This is a genomic window from Paenibacillus anseongensis (assembly GCF_009757995.1).
Classification (GTDB): Bacteria; Bacillota; Bacilli; order Paenibacillales; family NBRC-103111; genus Paenibacillus_E; species Paenibacillus_E chondroitinus.
In genome coordinates, this window is sequence record NZ_WSEM01000030.1 from 119,499 (window position 1) to 143,045 (window position 23,547).

Below are 23,547 nucleotides of genomic sequence, written 5' to 3' on the forward strand. Positions count from 1 at the left end.
GGCTCACCTGAGCCGGTGTTTTCTTTTACCTGCACCTTTGGTTGGCGCCTTTGCCCACACCTCCGCCTGCTGCTTTACCAACCATCCCCTCCTCCTGGAATGTCCGCCAGACGTCACAAAAAAGCCCATCTCAACCGAATAATATAGGAAGCCGGTTATTTTTCGGCAGCATTCGACTGAACCCAAAGGAGACTACCTCATGTTTCGCCATAAAATCATGAAACCCACTGCGGCGCTTCTGCTGACAGCTGCACTTTTTGCCGGCGCAACACCTGCGTCGGCGCTATATTCCCCTTCGGTGAACGCCGTGACCAAGCAAGTAACCGCTCAGGGCAAAACCTATAACGTAAGTGTCGTTACAGTCGATTTGACCGACCCGACCCTGGAACTTGCTCCAGCCTTGGCTGACGGAGGAATTGGTCATGACGCTCCGTTACAAGCGATCGCCGAGCGCGAAGGAGCCGTTGCCGCGATTAACGGGACATTTTTCAATGCCTATGAGTCTAACCCTTATATCCGCTACCCGAACGGGACGATGGTGGAAGCCGGTGAAGCTCTTCACTCCGGAGAAAATCAGACCTTTATTCTGAATCGGGATAAAGTGCCGGATATTCAGTTCGTGGACCTCGACATCGCCGTGCGGGTCAGTGAAGGGAACGGGACTTACCTCATTACCCCTTGGGGGGTTAACAAGTATTACGGTGAAGGCAGCACCGACCAAGTGATCTGGTACACTCCGGACTTTGGCAGCTGGATCAACTTCCCGAACGGGACCAAGGTCGTCATCGAGGATGGGCTCATCACTCGCATCACGAATGATTCCGTACAAGTTCCTGCCGGCGGTTACGTGCTGTTTGTCGGCAACAGCGCCAACAACCGGCAGCACATCCTGCCGAATCTGGACGTCGGCGATCGTGTCACGAAAGAGCTGCTGGCCAAAAGCGAAGGCGGCAGCTCTCTGAACGCCAAGTCGTGGCTCGCGGCGATCGGGGTCGGGCCGAAGCTGGTCACCGGCGGCGCTGTCGATCTCGACGTCACGCGGGACGGCTTCTCCGACCCGAAGGTGACGCAATCTGCCGCAGCGCGCAGCTTCATCGGCATCGACGGGTCTGATCGTCTCGTGATGGGCACCGTGCCGAGCGCAACGCTTTCCCAACTCGCCGCCATCACCCTTCAGCTTGGGCTGAAGGAAGCCATGAATATGGACGGCGGGTCCAGCTCCGGTCTGTACGCCAACGGCACCATGCTGACCTATCCCGGCCGCGAGCTGAGCAATGCGCTCGTCGTGCGTAAGCTGGACAAGCCGAAGGTGCAAATCGATATCAACGGGCAGCCTGAGTATGACTATAGCGGCTTCATCGTCAATGAGACGACCGTTGTTCCGATCCGTCCCTTCATCACCGCGATGAATGCCGGTTTTCAGTGGGACGCCGCAACCCGGACGGCGACCATTACGAGCGGAGGCGTGACGATGAAGCTGAAGGATGGGAGCTCCACAGCGACAGTGAACGGCAAGTCGGTCTCCGTGCCGGTGCCGCTCCAGATTATGGGGGACAGCCGCATGTACGTCCCGCTCCGCCTCGTCGCGGAGTCGCTGAATAGCAAAGTGGACTGGAACAGCAGCTTGTACAGGGCATCCGTGCGCCTGCCATAAGGAAGACACCATAAGACCTGAGGGCAAACAACCTTCAGGTCTTTTCCGTCCCCACCACGTTTAACCCTTCCCAATCAGGTAAAAATAGGAAAGATCACTGAGATGCTACAATATCGGGGGAACTTTCGAATGTTGGAAAAAGGCCAAATATCAAGCAGACAATTCGGGGTACTTTTATGCCTTTATACAATTGGAAACGCGATTATTTACTCGCCACCCCAACTCATTTTTTTGGCCAAACAGGACGCCTGGCTATCCATCATCATTGGCTTACTCGCTGGCATGCTCCTCATTGTTCTCTATAGCAAGCTCGGCGGAAAATTTCCTAACCTGAATTTTGCTCAGTACAGCGAGCAGATTTTAGGCCGTTTCTTCGGAAAGTTGGCGGCCTTGGCCGCATTATCTTTTGTCTATATCAGCACCTTGTACCCGTTGTGGGGGATCAGCGATTTTCTTGCGACCAGAATGCTGTCCAAAACGCCAATTGAAGTCATCATCTCCATTACGGTCATCATGGTAGCCTTCAGTGTCATTCTAGGGCTTGAAACCATTAGCCGTGTTAGTGAAATTCTGTTTCCTTGGACCTTGCTGTTTTTATTTCTTGTCATTTTGATGCTGATTCCACAGATGAAGCCCACCAACTTTCTTCCGATTCTGGAAGAAGGGATTAAGCCGACCATTCGAGGCAGTGTCCAGTTTCTCAGTTTTCCGCTCACAGCTGTTTTCAACTTTCTCATGCTGCTGCCTTATGCCAATAATGTCAGCAAAGCGAAGAAAGCTTATTATCTAGGAACCGTTATCGGCGGTACTGTGATATGGGTGGTTACGATGACGAATATTGCCGTTTTAGGTGTTTCTTTAGCTTTGGGAAGCATCTATCCGACTTATGATATGGCGCAAAAAATCAATATTGGCGATTTTCTACAGCGCGCCGAGGCCATTATTGCGATTATCTGGTTTGTCACGCAATATTTTTATACGGTCATCAACTTTTATATTACGACTCTCATTCTAGCTCAGCTGCTAGGTTTAAAAGAAACCCGCCCGCTTGTGCTCCCGATCGGCGTTATTTCAGTCCCATTAGCTAATGTTTTAATCCCCAATATCCCTTACTCCTTTACTTTCACGAACAAAGTTTGGCCCGCTTACGCGTTCACCGTCACCCTGCTGCTTCCGCTGCTCATGCTGTTGATTGCCAAGCTGCGCCACCTGCCGAAAAAGCCGGAGACATAATCCCATCCGGCTCTTTCATCAACTCATCATCTTCTGTAGGAGTTCGCCCATAGGCTTAAACACATACGATATGTACACTAACGGGCTTTGGAGATGCGAACCCAATGCTTTCGCTACGCAAAGCGCTGTGCCGAGCACAAGCAGCACAGAAAACGACCATAATTCCTTCTTCAGACGCTTTCGCCTCATTCTGGGGACTTCAATGAGCACGATGGCAGCAACCGCCAGGAGGATGAAAGGGAGAAGTGCCACGGGTCAACTACTCCTTTGTCTTTTTCTTTAGTTCTTCAATGAAAGAGCTGCTTACTTTCCCTGTGCGACGCAGTTTGGCATCCACTTGTACAATCACCTCTGATTTTACAAAATAACTCGGCCAGTCCGACTTCATCTGCTTCCAAGAACCAGGGTCTGATCTATGCAGAATTTCACCAAAGCCGAAAATGTCCGCTTCAAGCTTTTGCGCTTTGGAAACCGCAACCTGCAAGCCTTCCTTCAGCTTTTTCTCCATGACCTGTTCCAACAGATAAATCGACTCTGATTTTGTTAAATCAATGCTTCCTTCGACCTCACCAATATCCCCTTCCACTTGCAATTTGACGGTAAATACCGGTTTTCCCTCTTTCATAGCTGCCGTAACTTTGGATTTTGTTCTTAAAATATGGATGGAAGCTTCTCCGCCATCAGGCAACAGCACATCTCCAACGGTGCTTTTCACATTTCCGCTTATGTAATTGTAGCCTTTGCTCTCTTGCTCATTCAGCCAGCCTACTAACCGATCCCCACGAAAAACACCTAGCTGGGTAAAGACTAAGCCGACAGGAGCATCCGTCATCTTCAGTTTATTATCTTTGCGGAGGACGGCTAATTCCCCATTGGATTTAAGCCCTGTCAAGACAGGCTCTTTGCCGAGAGCAACCAGATTGGCCACAAATTCATCTACATGCACGGCAATCGTAGGCGCCCAAAGATTTTGGGAGGTTTTTAAGGAGGAATACAGCTTATTCGCCGGGATTTTCTCCGTTGGAGTCAATGTGCTTAATATCTCTTTAGCCTGTACGTCTTTGGCAATCGCAACGAAGTAATCAGGACGCATTTGCTCATTACGCATAAAGAAATCTAACACGTCCCTTACCCCTTCCCTTGCCAACTCCTCACTAATCACTAACATTCGCAAATGAGAAAGGTATAGCTCCCTTGGGGCATGGCTCGTCATCTTGCGAAGTGCTTCGTATAAGGTGGGCGACACGACATGGAAGTTCGTAACGGACGTCCCTCGTTCTGAAGATGAGCCCATCCCGATTTCACCGACATTCGCCACTTGGGCGCTTAATTCAATTTGGTTATCATGTTTATCTATGCCAAGCGCCATCACAAAGGAGAGCTGATTTAATTCCTGTCGGTTCCAACACCCCGTCGTTATGCTTAATAGAAGGATGAGCAGGAGAGTAACCCGTATCATCTTGCGCATCAGGAAAACCCTCCCCTTCTTCTGATTCGAGCTAATCGATTGGCTTCCTAGGCTTGCTATCTTTAATGCGAGTCTGATTAGTTCCTTTACCGATTAACGATGGCCGGCGCTGCATAGCCCAGAGCGGCAAGCGAAAGATCGCATCCTTCTGGTCTGTTGCATGAAAGGGACCAAAGGGGGACATGTAAGGAACTCCGAATGAGCGAAGGCTGCACAAATGAAACAAGATGCACATACATCCCAGAAAGATGCCATAGATGCCAAAGGAAGCCGCAATAAACATCAACAGGTACCGCAGCAGGCGAAGCGGAATGCTGATGGAGTAGGCGGGCATGACGAAGCTTGCGATGGCCGTGATCGAAACAACGATAACCATCGCCGCAGATACCAGGCCCGCTTGAACAGCGGCTTCTCCAAGCACCAAGGCTCCGACAATGGAAATGGCGGAACCGACCATCCTTGGCATTCGAATGCCGGCCTCACGCAAAATCTCAAACGCTGTTTCCATCAACAGCGCTTCAATAAACGCCGGGAACGGAACCCCTTCCCGCTGGGTTGCCAGACTGAGCAGCAGCGTAGTTGGAAGCATCTCTTGATGATAGGTGGTCACGGCAATATAAACGGATGGTGTCAAGAGCGAGATCAGCATCGCCACATAACGCAGCATTCGAATGACGCCAAAGTCAGACCGTTGGTAGTAATCTTCTGCGGACTGCAGAAATTGAGTAAAAATAACGGGGACTAGCAGAACAAACGGTGAGCCGTCCACCAGAATAGCAACACGGCCCTCTAACATGCCTGCAGCAATCGTGTCCGGCCTTTCAGAGTTATAGATCGTTGGGAACGGACTGAACGTGTCGTCCTGTATCAGTTCTTCAATTTGACCTGTATCCATAATGGCATCAATGTCAATCCGCTGAATACGGTTCCTGACTTCGTCCACGACTTTGTCATCCGCAATCCCTTTGATATACATGAAGGCAACATCTGTTTTGGATATCCGACCGACGCGGAGGCTTTCCATCCGAAGGGAGGGATGCTTGATTCTTCGCCGGATGAGTGACGTATTGGTACGCAACGTTTCTGTGAAGCTTTCGCGAGGCCCCCGGACGACAGCTTCCACATTGGATTCTGTAATTCCGCGTGACTCCCATCCTCTTGTGCTGACGATGAGCCCTAGGCGGCAGTTATCCAGCATGATAGCGGCATCCCCGGATAGGATCGCATCGTACAAATCCTCCATCTGCTCGGTTTTTCTCACGCCGCCTAACGAAATAATATACCGTTCCAGAGCGCCCGGGATATCTGCTATCAGGCTGCCATCCGCATTCCGAAAGTCCCCTGTGAACAGCATAAGGGACTCTAATAATTCATGAATCGAAGTATGGTCGGCCAATCCATCTGTGAAAACAATGGCAATCGGCAGCTCGCCCGATCGTCCGATGCCGAGCTCTCTAATGATAATGTCGCTGCTTTCCCCCAGAGTCTCGACAAGCTGTGCTATATTTTCAGGCAGATGCGGGGTTAGCGATGGAGCGGCAGTCGTAGACATAGGATCACCCTGTTTTTGGTTTAGCTATTTGTACCGTTCCCTTATTTTGGATGCATTATGTATCACACCAAGTCACATTTTTGCTCGCAGATTCATTGAGTTTTCCATCCCATAACGCTTATAATAAAACGAGAAAAAGTTTAAAAGAAAAGGTGTCATTTCATGAGCATATTAAATGTAGAAAGATTAAGTCACGGCTTTGGAGACCGCGCCATCTTCAACGACGTCTCGTTCCGCCTGCTCAAAGGGGAGCACATCGGACTCATCGGTGCTAACGGAGAAGGTAAATCTACTTTCATGAACATCATTACAGGCAAGCTTCAGCCGGATGATGGCAAGGTTGAATGGTCCAAGCGCATGCGCGTTGGCTACCTGGATCAACATGCTGTTCTTAGCAAAGGCATGAGCATCCGTGATGTCCTGAAGGGAGCCTTCCAATATCTGTTCGACATGGAACAAGAAATGAATGACATGTACGGCCGGATGGGCGATGTAACGCCGGAAGAGCTTGAACAGATGCTCGAGGATGTGGGTACGATTCAGGATACATTGACGAACCAAGACTTTTACATGATCGATGCCAAAATCGAAGAAACCGCTCGCGGATTGGGCCTCACCGATATTGGCCTAGACAAAGATGTGAACGATTTGAGCGGTGGTCAACGGACGAAGGTGCTTCTGGCGAAGCTTTTGCTGGAAAAACCGGACATTTTGCTCCTCGATGAGCCTACCAACTATTTGGATGAGCAGCATATCGAATGGTTGAAACGTTATTTGCAAGAATATGAGAATGCCTTCATTCTGATCTCTCACGACATTCCGTTCCTGAACAGCGTAATTAACTTGATCTACCACATGGAAAATCAAGCTTTAAACCGCTATGTGGGTGATTACAATCACTTCCAGCAAGTACACGAAATGAAGAAACAGCAGCTTGAGTCAGCTTACAAACGCCAACAACAAGAAATTTCCGAGTTGAAGGATTTCGTAGCCCGTAACAAAGCGAGCGTGGCGACGCGAAATATGGCGATGTCCAGACAAAAGAAACTCGATAAGATGGACGTTATTGAAATTGCAAAGGAGAAACCGAAGCCGCAGTTTAATTTCAAAGAGGGCCGCACGTCAGGCAAGCTCATTTTTGAAACGACGGATCTCGTGATCGGCTACGATCAACCGCTATCCAGACCGCTTAACCTACGCATGGAACGCGGTCAGAAGATTGCCCTGGTCGGTGCCAACGGGATCGGGAAAACGACGTTGCTGCGGAGTATTTTGGGTGAAATCCAGCCCGTATCCGGCTCCGTCCAAAAAGGCGATAACCAGCAAATCGGTTACTTCCAACAGGAAATCAAAGACTCCAACAACAACACTTGTATCGAGGAAGTATGGAACGAGTTCCCTTCTTTCACGCAATTTGAGGTGCGCGCAGCACTAGCTAAATGCGGTCTCACCACGAAACACATTGAGAGTAAAGTTGTCGTTTTGAGCGGCGGCGAGAAGGCGAAAGTCCGTCTCTGCAAGCTGATCAACCGCGAAACGAACTTGCTGGTGCTCGATGAGCCGACCAACCATTTGGACGTAGATGCCAAGGATGAGCTCAAACGTGCGCTGCAAGCCTACAAGGGCAGCATTCTTCTGATTTCCCACGAACCGGAATTTTACCGTGATGTGGTGACGGATACTTGGAATTGCGAGTCTTGGACGACGAAAGTGTTCTAATCGAGCAAGAGTCCATCTTTGAGTAGATTGTTCTACTTGAGGATGGACTCTTTTTTATTATTTTGCTTCCGAATCTGCCACCGCTGCTTCCGAACCCGCCAAGCCCCGCTTAGCATCCACGTTTGCATATAACTTAGGTGAATAAGTATGCAGCGAAGGAAACGGCTCGCTCCAAGGATCAGCGTACGATGTATCGAATACGTCCAACGCAAGAAGAGCGAGTGCACCCGCCTGTTCAACCCATTTCGCAGCTTCCTCACCCTCTCTTCGTCACCGTTCACCATCTCGCATTCATTGTAAAAGAGATCCGTCGCCGGATAATCAGTCCTCAGGCGGAATTCCTTCTCCGCTTTCCGCTTGATTTTGCGCTAAAGTCCCGGTCAAGTCATAGGTTGCTTTCGCATGATACAAAGTGTATCATAAATATAAACTTACACATTCATGCGACGAAAGCGAGGACATCCAGCCTATGCCTGTCATCCGCCATTTCTTCCAGAGCAAGCTACTCCTATGGCTGCTATTCTTATGCTTAAGTGATGCTGTATTCACGGACATCGGCTTGCATCTATCCTTTATTGAAGAACTGAACCCTCTGATACGAAGTGTATATGAATGGCATGTCGCCGGGTATTACTTCCTTAAACTCATACTTCCCTTGCTGCTCATGGCCTTCTACCCTTATATCCGGAAACGCGCCTGGGTCAAGCCCTGCCTATCCCTCACGGTAATCATCTACGGAGCCGTTAATGTATATCACTTCGTCTGGTTATCCTATGGACTCACATACCTTGCTACTAACTAGCGGCAACGAAAAGAACCCGGCAGTAACTTTCTGCGGGTTCTTTTTTTAGTTTTTTTCCTTATATCGTTGCTACAATTCGATCGATCTCCAGCTGCACGCGCACAATCCCTTCTTTACAAGTCTCCAAGTTGATTTCTTGCTCCATCTCTTTCTCGAGCACCAAGACAGCCGCTAACAAGGACTCGGCATAGAAATTCGCGGCCACTCCTTTCAGCGTATGCACCATGCGGCGGGCAACAGCATCTTCTTGATGGATGATAGGTGGCAGCAGCTTTTCCGTGAAACAAGCATAATCTTGTTTAAACTTCTCAATCATGTATTGAAAAATATGGACTTTCTGATCGATATTCCGCAGCACGCGCTCCGGATCCATCCCCTTAATGTGCAGTAACCACTGCAAATCCTGCCACTTTTCGAGCATATCGGCAAGCTGCTTCTCATTGACAGGTTTAACCAAAATGCCATTGAGCCCAAGCTTCAGCATTTGCATCGAGTCTTTCACGAATCCGTTTGCTGTAAGCGCAATGATCGGAATCCGCTGCATCGGCTTCAGCTGTCTCAGCTTTTGCGTTGCCTCATAGCCATCCATCTCCGGCATATGAATATCCATAAGGATAAGCTTCCAGTCTTGCTGGCCCACCCGTTCCAGAACCTCATAGCCATTCTGCGCAATGACCGCCTCATACCCCAGTTGCTGAAGCAGCTGCGTAATGACCAGTTGATTAATTTCATTGTCCTCCGCCACCAAAATGTGCCCCTTGGAATGGAAAAGCGCCCCTTCTGCCATAGCCTGCTCCTTATCGCGATCACATCGCTTAGGGGACGGCTTCTGCCCGCTCAGAACCTGCAAAACTTTGCGCAGTGACAACCTGCTGACCGGTTTTACCAGAACTGCATCCGCCTTCAACGCTTCAGGCAGCTCGCACATTTCTTCTCTGCCTTCCAGTGTCGTGAGCGCGATCACATGGGTTCGCGAGCGGTCTACCGCATTCAGCACACGCTGCCAAATCGCTTGATGCTGCATGGGGTCCATTTGCATATCCAGGAAAATATAGCGGAATGCAGCTTGGCCAGCTCCTCCCTCTCCTTGTTCCAATGCCGCTAATAAGTCGGATACCGACAGAACTGTCTTCGCCTCCAGCTGGAAGGAGCCCAGCAACTCGGATACGTGCCGAGCAGCAATGGGGTGATCCTCGGCAACGAGCACATGCTTGTTTTCTTGAGGCAGAAGATGCTGCCTGTAAGCAAAGTACATGTCATCCTCCGTCTGCTGATTTCGTCCGAACAATAGACTGAAGTAGAAGCGGCTGCCTGCCCCTAACGTAGTCTCAACCCTGAGCACGCCTCCCATGGACTGCACCAAATGCTGGCAGATCACAAGCCCAAGCCCTGTGCCTCCGTATCTCCGGCTAGTCGATGTATCCGCTTGCGAGAAGGGCAAGAATAACTGTGACAGCTGCTCCTTAGAGATTCCTATCCCCGTGTCCTCAACGGCAAAAGATATAATGATGCCTTCCTCGGCATATTCCTCAAGCTGCACTTGAAGCCGGATGTGGCCTTGCTCTGTAAATTTGATGGCATTATTCGATAAATTGATAAGGACTTGCTCTAGTCGGAAAGAGTCCCCGCTGACGATATCCGGCAAATCCTCGGAAGTATCCAGCAAGATCTCGATTCGCTTATTGCCGAGAGAGACGCTTGCCAGGTCGGCGACCTTTTGTAGTGATTCTTCCAAGGAGAAATCAACTTTCTCCAAAATTAATTTCCCCGCTTCAATTTTTGAAAAATCCAGAATATCGTTAATCGTCGCCAGCAGAACACTCGAAGAGGCGTCCATTTTACTCAAATAATCTTTCTGTAAAGGTGTTAACTCGGTACGCTGCAGTAGAAGGGACAGCCCCAGAATACCGTTAAGCGGCGTACGAATTTCGTGGCTCATCCTCGCCAGGAACTGGCTTTTGGCCCGGTTGGACTCATCCGCCTCTTCGCGCTTCTTGAGATCCGTAATATCGTGAACGGTCCCGGTGACCGCAATAATTTCCGTTCTTGTTTCATTGAAAAGGGGGGATAACGTGACATTATAGGTATGCTCAGCACCATCCGGCTGCAGAAAATGAATGGCGAATTGCTGCGTTTTGCCGTTGATGATCGATTGATTGAAGGATCGCTCCCATTTCGAAGGATTGTCCATGTGAATGACATCGGTCAATTGCTTTCCTTTTACCTGGTCAGGCGTCAGTTGGTAGGTTTGATACATTTTAGAGTTGGCAGAGGCAACGCTTCCATCCAGTCGAAATCTAAGAATAAAGTCCTCTGAATTTTCCACCAAGGTCCGGAACTGCTCGTCTCTAACCCTAGCTTTCATCTGGGCTGCACGATGCTCCGACACATCTACCGCGGATCCGATGACCTCGCTAACCGCCCCAAATTTAAAGATAGGCTGCAAAGTAACGAGGATCGTGAAGCCCTGACAATCATATTCATAGCTGACTCTCTCGCCCGCCCAAGCCTGCTCATAATAGGGCTGCAGAAAATCCAGAAACTTAGTCCCTAATATGCTGAGATCCTGAGCCCTTTTCCCAATAAACTGACTCGGTCGCAAACCTAGCTGATAAAGTAATTGACCCTCAATCAATATATAGACAAAATGACCCCGGTGCTTATGAAATTTAAACGTAAACCCCGGCTGTAAGCGCAGCATATCAATGAGTTCCTGCTCCACCTGCCGGATCTGCAGCTTGTACTCGCGGGCACGAATCAGATAGCCGAGAAAACAGGCCACAACCACCACGCACACCATTTGGTAGGTGAGGTATGTTCCTATGACTTGAAGCGATGTACGGTACACGATCCACATCATGCCATAGTAGAACACATATAGAAAAGCTCCTCCAAATAACCATTTGGACCAATAAGTACGCATTTTTGAAAAAGTAAAGTTGGTGCCTATAACGGCCGCCAGTCCAATAAGGAAAATCGGCAGCTGGATAGAGTGCTCTATCGCAAAGCGCCAGATCGATAGGATGAAAAAGGTAATGAGGATTGAAGGATATCCTCCCAAATAGGCGGCAAGCAGGAAACCTACACCGCGAAAATTAAGACCTATATGGCCATCAACCGTAATACCAAAACTAACCAGAATCACAACAAGGATGCCATGTGTCAGACCCACATAAACTTTGTAATACCACGTCGGCCTCTGATCCAATTTTGTTAAAATGAAAAACTGCTCAACGAATAAGACAAACACGGTAATAATTGCAAAATTGGTAATCAAATCGCGCAGCAGAACAATCACCAGCCTATATTTAAATAACGATCTTGTTTGGTTTGTTTCGCGTATCTGTGTTCAGCATGTGCTCTATACTCTCCGCTAGTACCGGTTTGCTGAAATAGTAACCCTGCACGAAACGGCAGCCGCAGTCCCTCAGCACTTGAAGCTCTTCTTCGGTCTCCAGCCCCTCGGCCACTACGAGCAGATTTAAATTTTTGGCCATTGTAATGACGGTGTTCACGATAGCCGCATTCACTTCCCGATGTTTCAATCCCTTAATGAACGACTGATCTATCTTCAACTTATCGATCGGAAAATCCTTTAAATAACCAAGCGAACTATAACCGGTGCCAAAATCATCCATCGCGACGCGCACACCGAGCCTTTTCAGCTGACCGAGCGCATCCGCCGCCAAATTAACATCCATGCTCATGCTCTCCGTGATTTCGAGTTCCAGGTACTTCGGTTGTAAACCTGTCTCCTCTAAAATCTTCTCGATCATCGCGCTAAGTCCGCTATCATTGAACTGGCGTCTGGATAGGTTGACGGCCATGAATAAATGGGGAAGGCCATCTTGCTGCCATTTCACGCTCTGTGTGCAAGCCTCTCTCAGCACCCATTCTCCGATCTCATGAATCAGGCCGCTTTCCTCCGCTACTGGGATAAAATCGCAAGGCGGCACTTGCCCCAAAGATGCACTGTGCCAGCGAATTAAGCTCTCTAAACCAACGATCCGGTTCGTATATACATCAACAACGGGTTGATATACGAGATGAAATTCCTCATTCGTAATCGCCTTACGCAAATGAAATTCGATATCCATTCGTCTTTGAAACTGGTCGTGCTTCGCCTGCAGCGAGCCAGAGAGCGCAGCTTCTACGATTCCTAAGGATTTGACTGGAAACTCATGCACGCTCTGAATGCCGTTTCTTATGGCCATTTTACAGCGTTCCAGGAAATAGATGATCATCGTTTCATGGGACATTGGCCCAGTAAGCATTTCTATATGAAAATAATCCGCAGCGCCTATCCTTATAGCCTGAATGGTCTGCATGGAACCTTCGGATGTATGTGTACTAAGCACTACAATAGGAATTGGACGATGATTCATAATAAGTTGAAGCGCATGAATCCCTGCCATGTCTGCCATTGCTAAATCGATGACCACCAAATCCGGCCTTCCAGCAAGCATATAATCCAATGCGGCATTCCCGTGTTTCGCCGTACCTGTCATGATGAACTGCTCATCTTTCTGAAAGATGGGCAGCAACCTCTCGCTCAACTCATTAGAATCACTTACAATCAGGACTCCATACCTATTTAAAAGACCCACTTCATTTACACCTCCTACAAGCAATTTCCACAATAAACCGTATTATCTCCTATTGTACTTTCCACTTATTAGGTAACTTACCTAAATGGTACGTTTTCTCACCTCTATTCGCTAACAATTTGCTAACAAATTCCCGATAAAAAGTGTATAAGAGCGATTTACACTTAATTTTTGACACCTTATAATAGGTTGAGCAAGTAAATTGTTAGGACTTTTGATCCCTCTGTTCATTCAGGAAAGAAATTAGAAAATAAACTTAGTTTGGGGGAGTTTATGCTTGGACAGAGTGCTTTTAATTGAGGACGATGATATTATAGGTGAAATGGTCTGTATGTATCTGACAGAAGAGAACTTCCTAGTGCTTAGAGCCCATAATGGTCAGGAAGGCCTTGCCGCCCTTCGCGAATTCGAGCCGGATCTTATTCTATTGGACCTCATGCTTCCTGACTTTGAAGGCACGGACTTATGCAACTCCTTGCGAAGCTTAACGCCCGTTCCCATCATCATCATCTCTTCCAATTCCAAAGTCAGCGAGAAAGTTGAAGCGTTTACAGTAGGAGCTGACGACTACTTATGCAAGCCCTTCAGCATGCATGAGATGAAGGCTCGCATACAAGCCCTTCTGCGTCGATTCAAACAAGCTCATCCACCCGAAGAGCAGCTTGTCCAGCAAGTTGTTCCCGTACCGTCTGTTGATATGAACATTAATTTGGAAAAAAGAACGCTTTATGTGCGAGGCGAACCCATCGACATGACCTTCTCCGAATTCGAGCTTATTCGGCTGCTGTACGAGCACCCTGAACGCGTGTACCGCCGGGAGGATTTGATTAACGCTTTGCGTGGCTTCGACTCCTATGTCAACGATCGTGCTATCGATGTACATATTACAAATTTACGCAGGAAAATTGAAGTCAACCCCAAAGAACCGAAATATATCAAAACAGTCTGGGGTGTAGGCTACAAATTTGTTTTATAAGCAAGAGGCTGTCTCCAAGGTCCGAAATGACCCGGGGATAGCCTCTTATTTGATTTCCTTCAAATTCCCGGAGTGCCCAATTTGTCGGATAACCATGCAATCTGTTGAAATATGAATGCCATGAAACTTTTTCCATATTTTTAACATAAATTGGTTGACATAGAAATCATTAATCATTTATTATTGGATTTCTGAGACCTTTATTTGCTAGGAATAGTCAGATATACATCAGATGGCAACGAACTAAACAGGGATTCACAGTGCGATAACCATTACTAAAGGGAGTAACAGGTGAACTCTTATGAATAGTGATAAATTAATTTTGGATTTGGGCAGTCATAGCGCCAAAGTATTCAAGAAATCAGATATTGGTATCGAACAAGTGGATGTTCTTACATGGGAGCTGTTGGAGAGCGAGATTTGCCTTCCATCCATTGAAGATAAGCTTAAGTCCTTGCTGTCCACACAAGGCTCCTTCTTGGAAGGCGCCCCCCTCGGAAACATTGAGGCCTTCGGGACGGAAGCGATGCGAAGGTCGCCGCACCTCTCTGAACATATGGAGGAGATTTGCAGGAATCTGCGAATTGCCTATCGGACGATCAGTCAGAAAGAAGAAGCGGAGCTGCTGCGCAAAGCGATAAGCGAATCGGATATCCCCAGCCATCTTGACGTCATCAATGTCGGAGGCGGCAGCATCCAGATTATTACCAAGGAGTGCGAAGCGCCTTATCTCATTCCTTTCGGCATTTCGGATCTTAATCAAGAATTCCAGTTACTCGGAGCACCGCATCAAAGGCAGATAACGACCTGTATTAAATGGCTCTCCTCCCGCTTACCCGCATCACTGGGGCCGTTCGCTTACACCGGCGGCGAGAAAACGTATCTGCGCCATTTCGAGATCGAGCTTGAACAGGATCTCTACTGCTCAAGGAGCGACTTTACTCAACTTACCAGACAACTGGCTCTTCTCGAGCTTTCAGCTTTAGAAAACAATTCCCCTTTCGATCCGAAATGGATGCGCGGCGCCATCGCCTCGAATTGTGTCGTCCTTGCCGGGCTAATTAAATCTGGCGCCAGCAAATTCATGCCCTCCGACCTGAATATCGCCCACGGCTTCATGAATCAATTATAATCGCGCTGCACGGCCCCTTTTTGACCAAATCTTTGTGTAAATTTGATGTTATCAAAACCTACCCGTTCACTGCGTATTATATAATACAGTGTACATTAACTAGTTATAATTACATCTACTGATAGGCGGGTAATTCCATATGGCACAAACGATGAAAGCAGCGCTGATTAAGACATACAGCGGGGTTTCAGGCATCGAATTCGGCGAAACGTTAATTCCCCAAATAGACAGTAACGAAGTACTCATCAAAGTGCATGCGGCCTCTATTAACCCCGCTGACTTATTATTTCTTTCAGGCAATTATGGCATCAAACGCGCATTGCCATCGGTTGGCGGAATGGAAGGGTGCGGAACGGTCATCGCAACAGGTAATAGCCTCGTAGCCCGCATGCTGAAAGGAAAACGCGTAGCCTTCGTATCCGAAGTCTACGGCTCCTGGTCGGAGTATACGAAAGCAAGCGCCATGACCTGCATGGTACTGCCCGACCACGTATCGGACGAGCAGGGCGCTGTCTTCTTCGTTAATCCGGCTAGCGCCATGGCGATGGTGAAGATTGCCAAGCAGCACAAGTCCAAAGCCATCGTGCAAACAGCCGGAGCCAGCGCACTCGGCAGAATCCTGGTGAAGCTCGGCAGAGAGAACGGTCTGGCCGTCATCAGTGTTGTCCGCAAGGATGAGCATGCGCAGCTCCTTAGAGAGATAGGCGGACAGCATATTGTGAACAGCAGCTCTCCCGCCTTCGAAGACGAACTCAGACGGAAGTCTCATGACCTTGGAGCTACCGTATGCTTCGATGCCATAGGCGGAGACCTGACGGGGACCGTACTCTCGGCGTTGCCGGATGGCTCCACGTTGTTTCAATACGGCCTCTTGGGAGGAAGCACAACAACGATCAACGCAGATGATCTGGTTTTCCGCCGCAAGCGGATCACAGGCTTCTGGGCGTCCGACTGGGTGAAGACCCAATCCATCTTTGAGCTGCTCTCGCTGCAGGGCTCTATGAAGAAGTCGGTCGGATCGCAAATCCAGACCGAGATTAGCCAGACGTTCTCGCTCTGCCAGACGGTAGATGCCATCCAACAGTATGCGGCTAACATGACCTCAGGCAAAGTGCTGCTGCGGCCTGTATAGAATTGAAAAGACTGTCCATTGAGTAGAGCGATCTACTTGATGGACAGTCTTTTTCGTTGGGTGAGGTGACGCGTGCCTATTCGCGTAGCCTAGGAACTACAGAGGCTGCTGCTGGGCCAACTTAGAGGATCTACGATCCGCTATTTCTGTGAATAGCGGGGGTTGGCAGCTTGTTGGGGAACTACAGGGCGTTATTTCACAATATTGGGCTGGGTTGCAGCCAAAATTGAAGAAATAACGGCCCCTAGTTCCCACTCCGCGGCCAAAAGGGCGCATTTCGTAGAAATAACGCCCTGTAGTTCCCAGTCGCGGGGGTGCTTAGTGGCCGACACCAGCTACGACCCCCTCCCGCTAGAACTCCGTAATAATCGTGAGAATCACAGGTCTGCGGCCGGTTTTCTCATAAAAGAAGCGCCCGAGCACTTCTTTTACATTAATTTTCAGCACATTCCATTGGTTCAACGGCTCCTGCCCTGTCTGCAGCCTGTTCACCGTATCCGCGGCCAAAATGCTCGCTCGATCTATGAGATCCTCAGACTCACGCACATAGACGAATCCTCGCGAAATAATATCGGGTCCGGCTAAAATTTTGCCATCCGTTTTGCTGAGAAGGAGAACCACGATAAGGATCCCATCCTCCGAAAGCTGCTTCCGGTCACGTAAAACAATATTCCCCACATCGCCCAAACCATCGACCAGGGTGTTGCCCGCCGTGACCTTGCGGCTTTGCGTCGCCGCTTCATCCTTGATATCTACAACATCCCCATTGTTCAGGATGAAAATGTTAGCAGGCTCGACGCCAACAGACTCCGCCAAAATGCGGTGCTGATGAAGCATCCGATATTCGCCGTGAATCGGAATAAAATACTTCGGTTTCATGAGCGTCAGCATTAATTTAAGCTCTTCCTGGCTGCCATGGCCGGAGACATGCATGCCGGTCACTGAGCTTGAGCCGTAAATGACCTCCGCGCCAAGACTAAACAAATTGTCGACCGTCTTGGAGACGTTGCGCTCATTCCCAGGAATCGGAGATGAGGACAGAATAACCGTGTCTCCCCGATGAATTTCTACATTCCTGTAATTATTACGAGATAGCCGGGATAACGCGGCCATTGGCTCTCCCTGGCTGCCCGTGCAGAGAATGGCAATCCGCTCGGAAGCCAAGCTGCCGATCTCTCCTGCCTCCACCAGCATCCCGTCAGGAACCGTCAAATAGCCCAGCTCGGAGGCTATTTTCACGACGTTGACCATACTGCGGCCCAGCAAGGCTAATTGACGATTCGTCGCTTGCGCGGCATCGATCACCTGCTGAAGTCGGTGGACATTGGAAGCGAAGGTGGCGATGAACACTTTTTGCTTCGCTTTATGAAAGGCCTCCTCGAGATGCTTTCCGACATGGCTTTCCGAAGGCGTATAACCCGGACGCTCCGCATTCGTGCTTTCGGATAAAAGCAGCATGACCCCCTTCGAGCCAATGTCCGCCATTTTATGAATATCCGGATACTGATTATTGACCGGTGTAAGGTCGAATTTGAAATCTCCCGTATGGACAACCGCTCCCTCGGGCGTATGAAAAACAACCCCAAGACAATCGGGGATGCTGTGATTGGTTTTGAAGAAAGTGGACGTGATGCTGCCAAGGTCAACCGTGGAATTGGAGTTGATCTCAATCAGCTTGGTACCCGCTAGCAAGCCGGCCTCTCTCAGCTTCACTTCAATGAGCCCAATCGTTAAGCGTGTTGCATAGATCGGCACATTGATTTGTTTGCGGATGTAGGGAATGCCCCCGATGTGATCCTCATGCCCATGCGTAATAACCAGAGCACGGACCTTATCGCTATTTTCAATCAAATAAGTAATATCAGGAACAATGAGATCAACGCCCAGCAAAGTTTCGTCCGGGAATTTAGAGCCGCAGTCGATCACGACAATGTCATTGCCATATTGAACGACATACATGTTTTTACCGATTTCATTAATACCGCCTAAGGAGAAGACCGATAATTGCTGATCCAGCTTGGTCACCTTACTTACCCCCTGTGTCGCTTTCATTTGCGTTAATTTCCCACAAGTGATGTAAGGCTATACAAGAAGGAGCTATTCCTGCCAAGCAAAACGATAACCAATTCCCGGCTCCGTCAAAATATAGCGGGGCCTTGTCGAATCTTCTTCAATTTTTTTCCTCAAATGGCCGACGTATACCCGAAGATATTGGCTGTCGGATTCATACTGCGAACCGCCCCATACTTGTTTAAGCAATTGGCGATGCGTCATTACGCGACCGTTGTTGAGGGCTAGTACTTTTAGCAAGTCATACTCTGTAGGCGTCAATTTGAGCTTCTCACCATGAAGTTCAACGACCCGTTGGGATAAATCAATCACCAGATCGCCTAATTTCAACACAGGTTCATCTTGCGTCTTCGCGATATGGCGCAGCGCAACCCGCATACGTGCCATAAACTCTCCCATGCCAAAGGGCTTTGTCACATAATCATCGGCTCCCCGGTCTAAGGCAGCTACTTTATCCTGCTCCTGGTCTTGGGCGGTAAGAATAATGATCGGAACCTGCGACCATTCACGAATATGCTGCAGCACGTCCATCCCTGTCATATCCGGTAATCCGAGGTCCAGCACGATGAGGTCGGGCCGAACCATCGTGGCCTGCAATAAGCCCTCTTGGCCCGTTGCGGCTTCCGTTACATCGAAGCCATGCGCGTTTAACGTTACTCGCAACAGCTTGCGAATTTGCGCCTCATCATCAATAATTAGTATTTTCGCCCCAGTTGCTGTCATGCTCCATCCCCCTGTTTCTCAGCGAATTGTAACGGCAAACTGATATGAATAGCCGTTCCTTTGGGCTCATTTCTTTGGGCTACGATTTGCCCGCCATGGGCTTCTACGATGCTTTTACAGATCGCAAGCCCGAGTCCGGTACCGGGGATATGTTTGGTTAATTGTCCCCGATAAAACTTTTCGAAAATCCGATCCAAGTCCTCTGCCGCAATGCCCGCTCCCTCATCTCTGATGGTCAATTCAAGCATTTCGCGGCGCTGCTCCGCCTCGATCACAATTTCGCTGCCCTCCGGCGAATACTTGATGGCATTGCTGATCACATTGATCAGCACCTGCTCAATCAGCACATCATCCAGCGGAACGGAAGGGAGCTCCGGAGCAAGCAGAATGCTTACCTTCCTATGCTGCAAAGCATCCTTCAGCTGGGCAAGGGCAACACCGACGATATCCTCAATCCCGCACCATTGCTTATTTAACCGCAGCATGCCGCTTTCAATCCGGACCATGCCAAGCAAATTCCCTACTAGCCTATTCATCCTTGTTGATCCTTCACGAATTGTTAGCAGCAGCTCACGCCGGTCTTCAGGGCTAAATACAGCTTCGCTTTCCAGCAGCCCTGTCACAGAGCCTATGATCGTAGCTAATGGTGTTCGCAGCTCATGAGAAAGCGAGTCCAGCAGCGCCGTTCGCAGCTTCTCAGACTCGGCAGTCAATTGCGCCACCTTCGCTTCATTAGCCAGCTTGACGCGAGAAATCGCAACAGCCACCAAATCCGAGAGCGCTTCGATGAAACGGATTAGCTCCGGCATCTCCGTTAACGGCCGCTCACCAACATACACAGCTAATACGCCGTGAACTTGATGATCTGTCTCAAGCGGGACATAGAGCGTTGAGGACTCCCTCAACGAGTGTGTACCACGCCCCGCGCTCGCATGATGATTGTAAACCCACGCCGCGATAGACAAGTGGGATTCATCTGTCACCCATTCCATCCCATCCTTGGAATAGGCTCCTACTTGCTGTTCGCCCAATGGATTGGGTAATAGAATAGCAGCTTTTGCGCTTAATGCTTCGGAAACATGCTGTACAATCTGATTAAGAAGTCCTTCTAAATCAGAAATGGCCGTAATTTTACGGCTTAACGCATACAGGGCAGCCGTACTGGCTTCACTCTGCTGTGCTTGATGAATCTGATTGCGAAGCTTCGAAGCCAAGCTCGCCGTGAGAGCAGCAACCGATATAAAGACAATAAATGAGATCAAATAACGCAAATCCGCAACTGTAAGGCTAAATACAGGAGGGACAAATAAGAAATCTAAAGATAATACGCCGATTGCCGCTGCAAAAAAGGAAGGCCCCCTTCCCCAACGCACAGCACTAAAAAGAACTGGAAGCAGATAGAAAAGAGAGACATTCACCAAGCCTAAAAAGTCGCTGAAAGCTTTTAAAAATAAAGTGACCACAGCAATAAAAAGAGCTGTCATCACGTAGGATTTCCATCTCATCCAACTATTTGTTTTATTCATCATGCTCTCATTTTACCTTATTTTCTGCGGATTGCCATAGATCGTAATCGGCGACAATGAGCACATCCATTTGGGAAGCAAGCGGCAGCAGTTTCTTAACTGTAGCGTCTTTCCATACGATCATTTGCGTGGCCCCTGCCACACTTGCTTGAGAGGCAAACACAGCCGGGACGGCTTTACGGCTCATCACTTCTTGATACACAAATTCGCCCCCAAGCCTAACCGTCAGCTTCTCTAATGTTTCCAGCTTAGGTTTCCAATGCTCGCCATTCCCCACTGCGATAAAGCTTACGTACCAAGCCGCTTTGAGCCGGTGTGCGATTCGAAACCCCCGGCGAATCAGGCGGTCCGCTTGTGAGATCTCCGTGATGCAGACATAAATAACCTCTTTTCTCCGCCATGGACCTCGAAGGGAGTTCTTGCGCTCCATAGATTCCAGACGTTCATCTACATCATCAGCAATTTCACGTAAAGCCAGTTCCCGAAGAGCAATCAGATTACCCGTTTTAAAAAAGTTGTTCAATGCCTGATCCACTTTGATCATCGCATAAATCTTGCCTTCTCTCATGCGAAGCTGCAAAGCTTCAGGAGCCACGTCAATTAATTGCACTTCATCGGCCGCCCGAAGAATGCTGTCAGGCACCGTTTCGCGAACCCGAATTCCGGTAATTTGCTCAACGGCATCGTTTAAGCTTTCCAAGTGCTGAACGTTAACCGTTGCAATGACGGATATGCCTGCTTCCAGGATGTCCAGCACATCTTCATACCTCTTTTTATATTTACTGCCGGGTACATTCGAATGGGCTAATTCATCCACTAAAATGACTTCAGGCCGCGCCTTAATAATGGCTTCCGTATCCATCTCCTCAAGCCTTACGCCTTGATAGGCGATTTCTGCCCGAGGCATAATGGCTAGCTCGCCAATCTGTTCGATGGTTCCCTTTCTCCCATGCGTTTCGAGCAGCCCGATCTTCACATCGATGCCCTTTTTGAGCAAATCGTTGCCTTCCCGCAGCATGGTGTATGTTTTCCCTACCCCTGGGGCGGCGCCAATATACACTTTGAACCTGCCGCGTTTGATTTTCTCGATCTTTGCCTGAACCTCTTGCCTGCTCAGACGCTTATATTTGTACGGCTCCTTCGATACCTGCATGTGGGCAGGAAGAATACGCTCCCCATCCCGTGCGGCACGATCAGCAACCAGGAACACATCGACATTCTTGACTCTTTTCAAAATGCCATTGATCACAGATCCTTGCCAAAAGGTTTGCCACTTGGTTTGTTTGGAATGCCCCAAGACAATACGGGTTACTTTATGATGGATGGCATAATCAACCAAAGCTTTAGGAATACAACGGCGAAATCGTAGCGGAAGCTCCTCGAACTTGCCGCCGACTTTCTCGACAAGCTTCATAATCGATCTGCGAAAAGCAGAGGCTTCCTTCGAAAGCGGTTTATTGAACTTACGCAGCGTCACAACATGAAGATCACCGTTCAACCGCTTCGCGATCTGTTGGCCTCGCCGCACATAAATGGAACCGTTCCAATGATACTGGGCAGTTACCAGGATGCGCTCTGTGGCGCCTGAAGGCCCCAGAATCCCCATCTGTTCGCGATGCGCTTCCAGTGAATCGTTAACGTCCTCTGCAACGAGACGCAAGGCTAATTCTCTTAATACGCCTAAGTTGCCTCTTTTGAATAAAGCGGTGTCTTTATTTCCCTTGAGATGCCCTTCTTCCAGTCGATTCAGAATCATTTCTGGCGTAGCATCAATTAAGCGAACCTCATCGGCAAGCTCCAGTGTATCTGCGGGCACACAATGCCCCACTTCAATCCCGGTCAACTTATGCGCAACTTCCATCGCGGTTGCCAACTCATACACATTCACAGTGGTTATCACACTAATATTGTTAGCGAGCAGATACTTGATATCATCCAGGCGCGTAGGAAAACGGGCATCCGGTCGATTCAGATGGGCTAGCCCGTCTACAAGCACAACCTCCGGGTTTCTCTCCATTAAAGCATCCAAATTTAAATCCTTTTGCTCCGTGCCGTCTTTCATCCAATGAATGCTCGGTACTCTTTCCAAATCTCCTAATTGCTCCACGGTTTCCGGCCTTTGCAGCGTAGATACCGCGCAGATGACCACATCAATCCCCTGCTGCCTGAGATTATGCCCTTCCCGCAGCATATGGTACGTCTTTCCTGAGCCGCTGACTGCACCGATATAAATTTTCAGACTCCCGCGATGCAATTTGGAGATCGATAATAGAATTTCTTCCGGCGTTTTCCTTTTAAAACCATCCAATCCAGCATCCTCTCCTTTCTCCTCAAAATGACGCAGAAACCACTCTCGACCTATCGAGAGTGGTTGTCAGCCCCTTACAACTTCACTTGTTTTAGCAGCTCTATATTCAGTTCCGTTACATTCACCCTTGGCTCACCGAGAAAACCGAGCTGTCTGGTTTTTGTAAACTGATCAACGAGACCGTTAAGCACGTTCTCTGCGATTCCTGTTTCTTTACTGATTCTAGGTACTTGGGCTTTGGCCCCTTCCGGTGACAAATCCGGATCGAACCCGGAGCCAGACAACGTGACTAAATCAGCTGGAATATCGGTTAATGCAGGATTCTCTTTCTTCAAAGCATCGATCTTTTCTGCCAAAGACGCTGCATAATCGCTTGAAGCTACCGCCATGTTAGAGCCGGAAGAAGCTTTGGGATCATACTTGGCTGTTGATTCCCTTGGGTGGAACAGCTTAGGGGACTCGAAGCTCTGAGCCAGCAATTCCGAGCCGATGACCGTTCCGCCGGATTCAATCAGACTTCCATCCGCTTGCTTGGGGAATAAGACTTGAGCCACGCCCGTCGTAACCAGCGGATAAATGAGCCCGCAAACGATCATGAACAATATAGATACACGAATTGCTATAAAAACCGATTTCATGACGCTA

Annotated in this window: 19 protein-coding genes; 7 read left to right on the forward strand and 12 right to left on the reverse strand. The window is 48.9% G+C overall.

Annotated elements, in window-relative coordinates; all coding sequences use genetic code 11:
* Window positions 1-199 precede the first annotated feature (199 nt).
* The gene (locus tag GON05_RS29210; RefSeq protein ID WP_157324198.1) at window positions 200-1,654 is read left to right on the forward strand and encodes a stalk domain-containing protein; all 1,455 of its coding nucleotides are present in this window, start codon (window positions 200-202) and stop codon (window positions 1,652-1,654) included.
* 129 nt (window positions 1,655-1,783) lie between these two features.
* Window positions 1,784-2,887, forward strand: coding sequence for a GerAB/ArcD/ProY family transporter (locus tag GON05_RS29215; RefSeq protein ID WP_157324200.1), 1,104 nt, complete (start codon window positions 1,784-1,786; stop codon window positions 2,885-2,887).
* An 18-nt stretch (window positions 2,888-2,905) separates the two neighbouring features.
* On the opposite strand, the gene GON05_RS29220 is transcribed toward GON05_RS29215, so the two are convergent.
* From GON05_RS29220 to GON05_RS29230, 3 genes are read right to left on the reverse strand one after another with little or no spacing between them, the layout of a single operon-like run.
* Window positions 2,906-3,139 (reverse strand): hypothetical protein, encoded by a 234-nt coding sequence (locus GON05_RS29220; protein WP_181646378.1) that lies wholly within the window; start codon window positions 3,137-3,139, stop codon window positions 2,906-2,908.
* A gap of 7 nt (window positions 3,140-3,146) precedes the next feature.
* The gene (locus GON05_RS29225; RefSeq protein WP_157324202.1) at window positions 3,147-4,355 is read right to left on the reverse strand and encodes a Ger(x)C family spore germination protein; all 1,209 of its coding nucleotides are present in this window, start codon (window positions 4,353-4,355) and stop codon (window positions 3,147-3,149) included.
* A gap of 31 nt (window positions 4,356-4,386) precedes the next feature.
* Window positions 4,387-5,907 (reverse strand): spore germination protein, encoded by a 1,521-nt coding sequence (locus GON05_RS29230; protein WP_157324204.1) that lies wholly within the window; start codon window positions 5,905-5,907, stop codon window positions 4,387-4,389.
* Window positions 5,908-6,069: 162 nt separating this feature from the next.
* Between GON05_RS29230 and GON05_RS29235 the strand changes: the two genes are divergently transcribed.
* A complete protein-coding gene (locus GON05_RS29235; protein WP_157324206.1) occupies window positions 6,070-7,626 on the forward strand; it encodes an ABC-F family ATP-binding cassette domain-containing protein in 1,557 nt (518 codons plus the stop codon).
* A gap of 32 nt (window positions 7,627-7,658) precedes the next feature.
* Here GON05_RS29235 and GON05_RS39095 read toward each other — a convergent pair whose 3' ends face one another.
* Window positions 7,659-7,910 carry a hypothetical protein gene (locus tag GON05_RS39095; RefSeq protein WP_157324208.1) on the reverse strand — a complete coding sequence of 84 codons (252 nt, stop codon included), beginning with the start codon at window positions 7,908-7,910 and terminating at the stop codon, window positions 7,659-7,661.
* Between the two features lie 185 nt (window positions 7,911-8,095).
* On the opposite strand from GON05_RS39095, the gene GON05_RS40145 reads away from it, so the two are divergent.
* Complete coding sequence (locus GON05_RS40145) at window positions 8,096-8,428, forward strand: DUF5658 family protein (protein ID WP_220138862.1); 333 nt, start codon at window positions 8,096-8,098, stop codon at window positions 8,426-8,428.
* 58 nt (window positions 8,429-8,486) lie between these two features.
* On the opposite strand, the gene GON05_RS29245 is transcribed toward GON05_RS40145, so the two are convergent.
* Complete coding sequence (locus tag GON05_RS29245; RefSeq protein WP_157324210.1) at window positions 8,487-11,726, reverse strand: response regulator; 3,240 nt, start codon at window positions 11,724-11,726, stop codon at window positions 8,487-8,489.
* A gap of 10 nt (window positions 11,727-11,736) precedes the next feature.
* Window positions 11,737-13,035, reverse strand: a complete 1,299-nt coding sequence (locus GON05_RS29250) for an EAL domain-containing protein (RefSeq protein WP_181646379.1) — start codon at window positions 13,033-13,035, stop codon at window positions 11,737-11,739.
* A 286-nt stretch (window positions 13,036-13,321) separates the two neighbouring features.
* Between GON05_RS29250 and GON05_RS29255 the strand changes: the two genes are divergently transcribed.
* From GON05_RS29255 to GON05_RS29265, 3 genes are all read left to right on the forward strand, one after another.
* Window positions 13,322-14,011 carry a response regulator transcription factor gene (locus GON05_RS29255; RefSeq protein ID WP_307719948.1) on the forward strand — a complete coding sequence of 230 codons (690 nt, stop codon included), beginning with the start codon at window positions 13,322-13,324 and terminating at the stop codon, window positions 14,009-14,011.
* Between the two features lie 301 nt (window positions 14,012-14,312).
* Window positions 14,313-15,143, forward strand: coding sequence for a Ppx/GppA phosphatase family protein (locus GON05_RS29260; RefSeq protein ID WP_157324213.1), 831 nt, complete (start codon window positions 14,313-14,315; stop codon window positions 15,141-15,143).
* Between the two features lie 139 nt (window positions 15,144-15,282).
* A complete protein-coding gene (locus GON05_RS29265) occupies window positions 15,283-16,275 on the forward strand; it encodes a zinc-binding dehydrogenase (RefSeq protein WP_157324215.1) in 993 nt (330 codons plus the stop codon).
* A 191-nt stretch (window positions 16,276-16,466) separates the two neighbouring features.
* On the opposite strand, the gene GON05_RS29270 is transcribed toward GON05_RS29265, so the two are convergent.
* The 6 genes from GON05_RS29270 to kdpC all read right to left on the reverse strand — a co-directional run bounded on the left by GON05_RS29270 (window position 16,467) and on the right by kdpC (window position 23,540).
* Entirely contained in the window at window positions 16,467-16,607 is a 141-nt protein-coding gene (locus tag GON05_RS29270) for a hypothetical protein (protein ID WP_157324217.1), read from the reverse strand.
* Between the two features lie 19 nt (window positions 16,608-16,626).
* Window positions 16,627-18,300, reverse strand: a complete 1,674-nt coding sequence (locus GON05_RS29275) for a ribonuclease J (protein WP_397369905.1) — start codon at window positions 18,298-18,300, stop codon at window positions 16,627-16,629.
* Between the two features lie 72 nt (window positions 18,301-18,372).
* On the reverse strand, window positions 18,373-19,068 hold the full coding sequence (locus GON05_RS29280; protein ID WP_157324221.1) for a response regulator: 696 nt from the start codon (window positions 19,066-19,068) through the stop codon (window positions 18,373-18,375).
* Window positions 19,065-20,573, reverse strand: coding sequence for an ATP-binding protein (locus GON05_RS29285; protein ID WP_246239551.1), 1,509 nt, complete (start codon window positions 20,571-20,573; stop codon window positions 19,065-19,067). The genes GON05_RS29280 and GON05_RS29285 overlap by 4 nt, the downstream gene beginning before the upstream one ends.
* 28 nt (window positions 20,574-20,601) lie before the next feature.
* Window positions 20,602-22,902 (reverse strand): histidine kinase, encoded by a 2,301-nt coding sequence (locus GON05_RS29290; RefSeq protein ID WP_157324225.1) that lies wholly within the window; start codon window positions 22,900-22,902, stop codon window positions 20,602-20,604.
* Window positions 22,903-22,976: 74 nt separating this feature from the next.
* A complete protein-coding gene (kdpC, locus tag GON05_RS29295; protein ID WP_157324226.1) occupies window positions 22,977-23,540 on the reverse strand; it encodes a potassium-transporting ATPase subunit KdpC in 564 nt (187 codons plus the stop codon).
* Window positions 23,541-23,547 lie beyond the last annotated feature (7 nt).

Excerpts from the sequence above, each read along its gene's own strand:
- GON05_RS29230 (WP_157324204.1), bottom strand. The coding sequence starts at position 5,907 with ATGTCTACGACTGCCGCTCCATCGCTAACCCCGCATCTGCCTGAAAAT.
- GON05_RS29215 (WP_157324200.1), top strand. The coding sequence starts at position 1,784 with ATGTTGGAAAAAGGCCAAATATCAAGCAGACAATTCGGGGTACTTTTA.
- GON05_RS29235 (WP_157324206.1), top strand. The coding sequence starts at position 6,070 with ATGAGCATATTAAATGTAGAAAGATTAAGTCACGGCTTTGGAGACCGC.
- GON05_RS29210 (WP_157324198.1), top strand. The coding sequence starts at position 200 with ATGTTTCGCCATAAAATCATGAAACCCACTGCGGCGCTTCTGCTGACA.
- GON05_RS29225 (WP_157324202.1), bottom strand. The coding sequence starts at position 4,355 with ATGCGCAAGATGATACGGGTTACTCTCCTGCTCATCCTTCTATTAAGC.
- GON05_RS29265 (WP_157324215.1), top strand. The coding sequence starts at position 15,283 with ATGGCACAAACGATGAAAGCAGCGCTGATTAAGACATACAGCGGGGTT.
- GON05_RS39095 (WP_157324208.1), bottom strand. The coding sequence starts at position 7,910 with ATGGTGAACGGTGACGAAGAGAGGGTGAGGAAGCTGCGAAATGGGTTG.
- GON05_RS29280 (WP_157324221.1), bottom strand. The coding sequence starts at position 19,068 with ATGACAGCAACTGGGGCGAAAATACTAATTATTGATGATGAGGCGCAA.
- kdpC (WP_157324226.1), bottom strand. The coding sequence starts at position 23,540 with ATGAAATCGGTTTTTATAGCAATTCGTGTATCTATATTGTTCATGATC.
- GON05_RS29285 (WP_246239551.1), bottom strand. The coding sequence starts at position 20,573 with ATGAGATGGAAATCCTACGTGATGACAGCTCTTTTTATTGCTGTGGTC.
- GON05_RS29260 (WP_157324213.1), top strand. The coding sequence starts at position 14,313 with ATGAATAGTGATAAATTAATTTTGGATTTGGGCAGTCATAGCGCCAAA.
- GON05_RS40145 (WP_220138862.1), top strand. The coding sequence starts at position 8,096 with ATGCCTGTCATCCGCCATTTCTTCCAGAGCAAGCTACTCCTATGGCTG.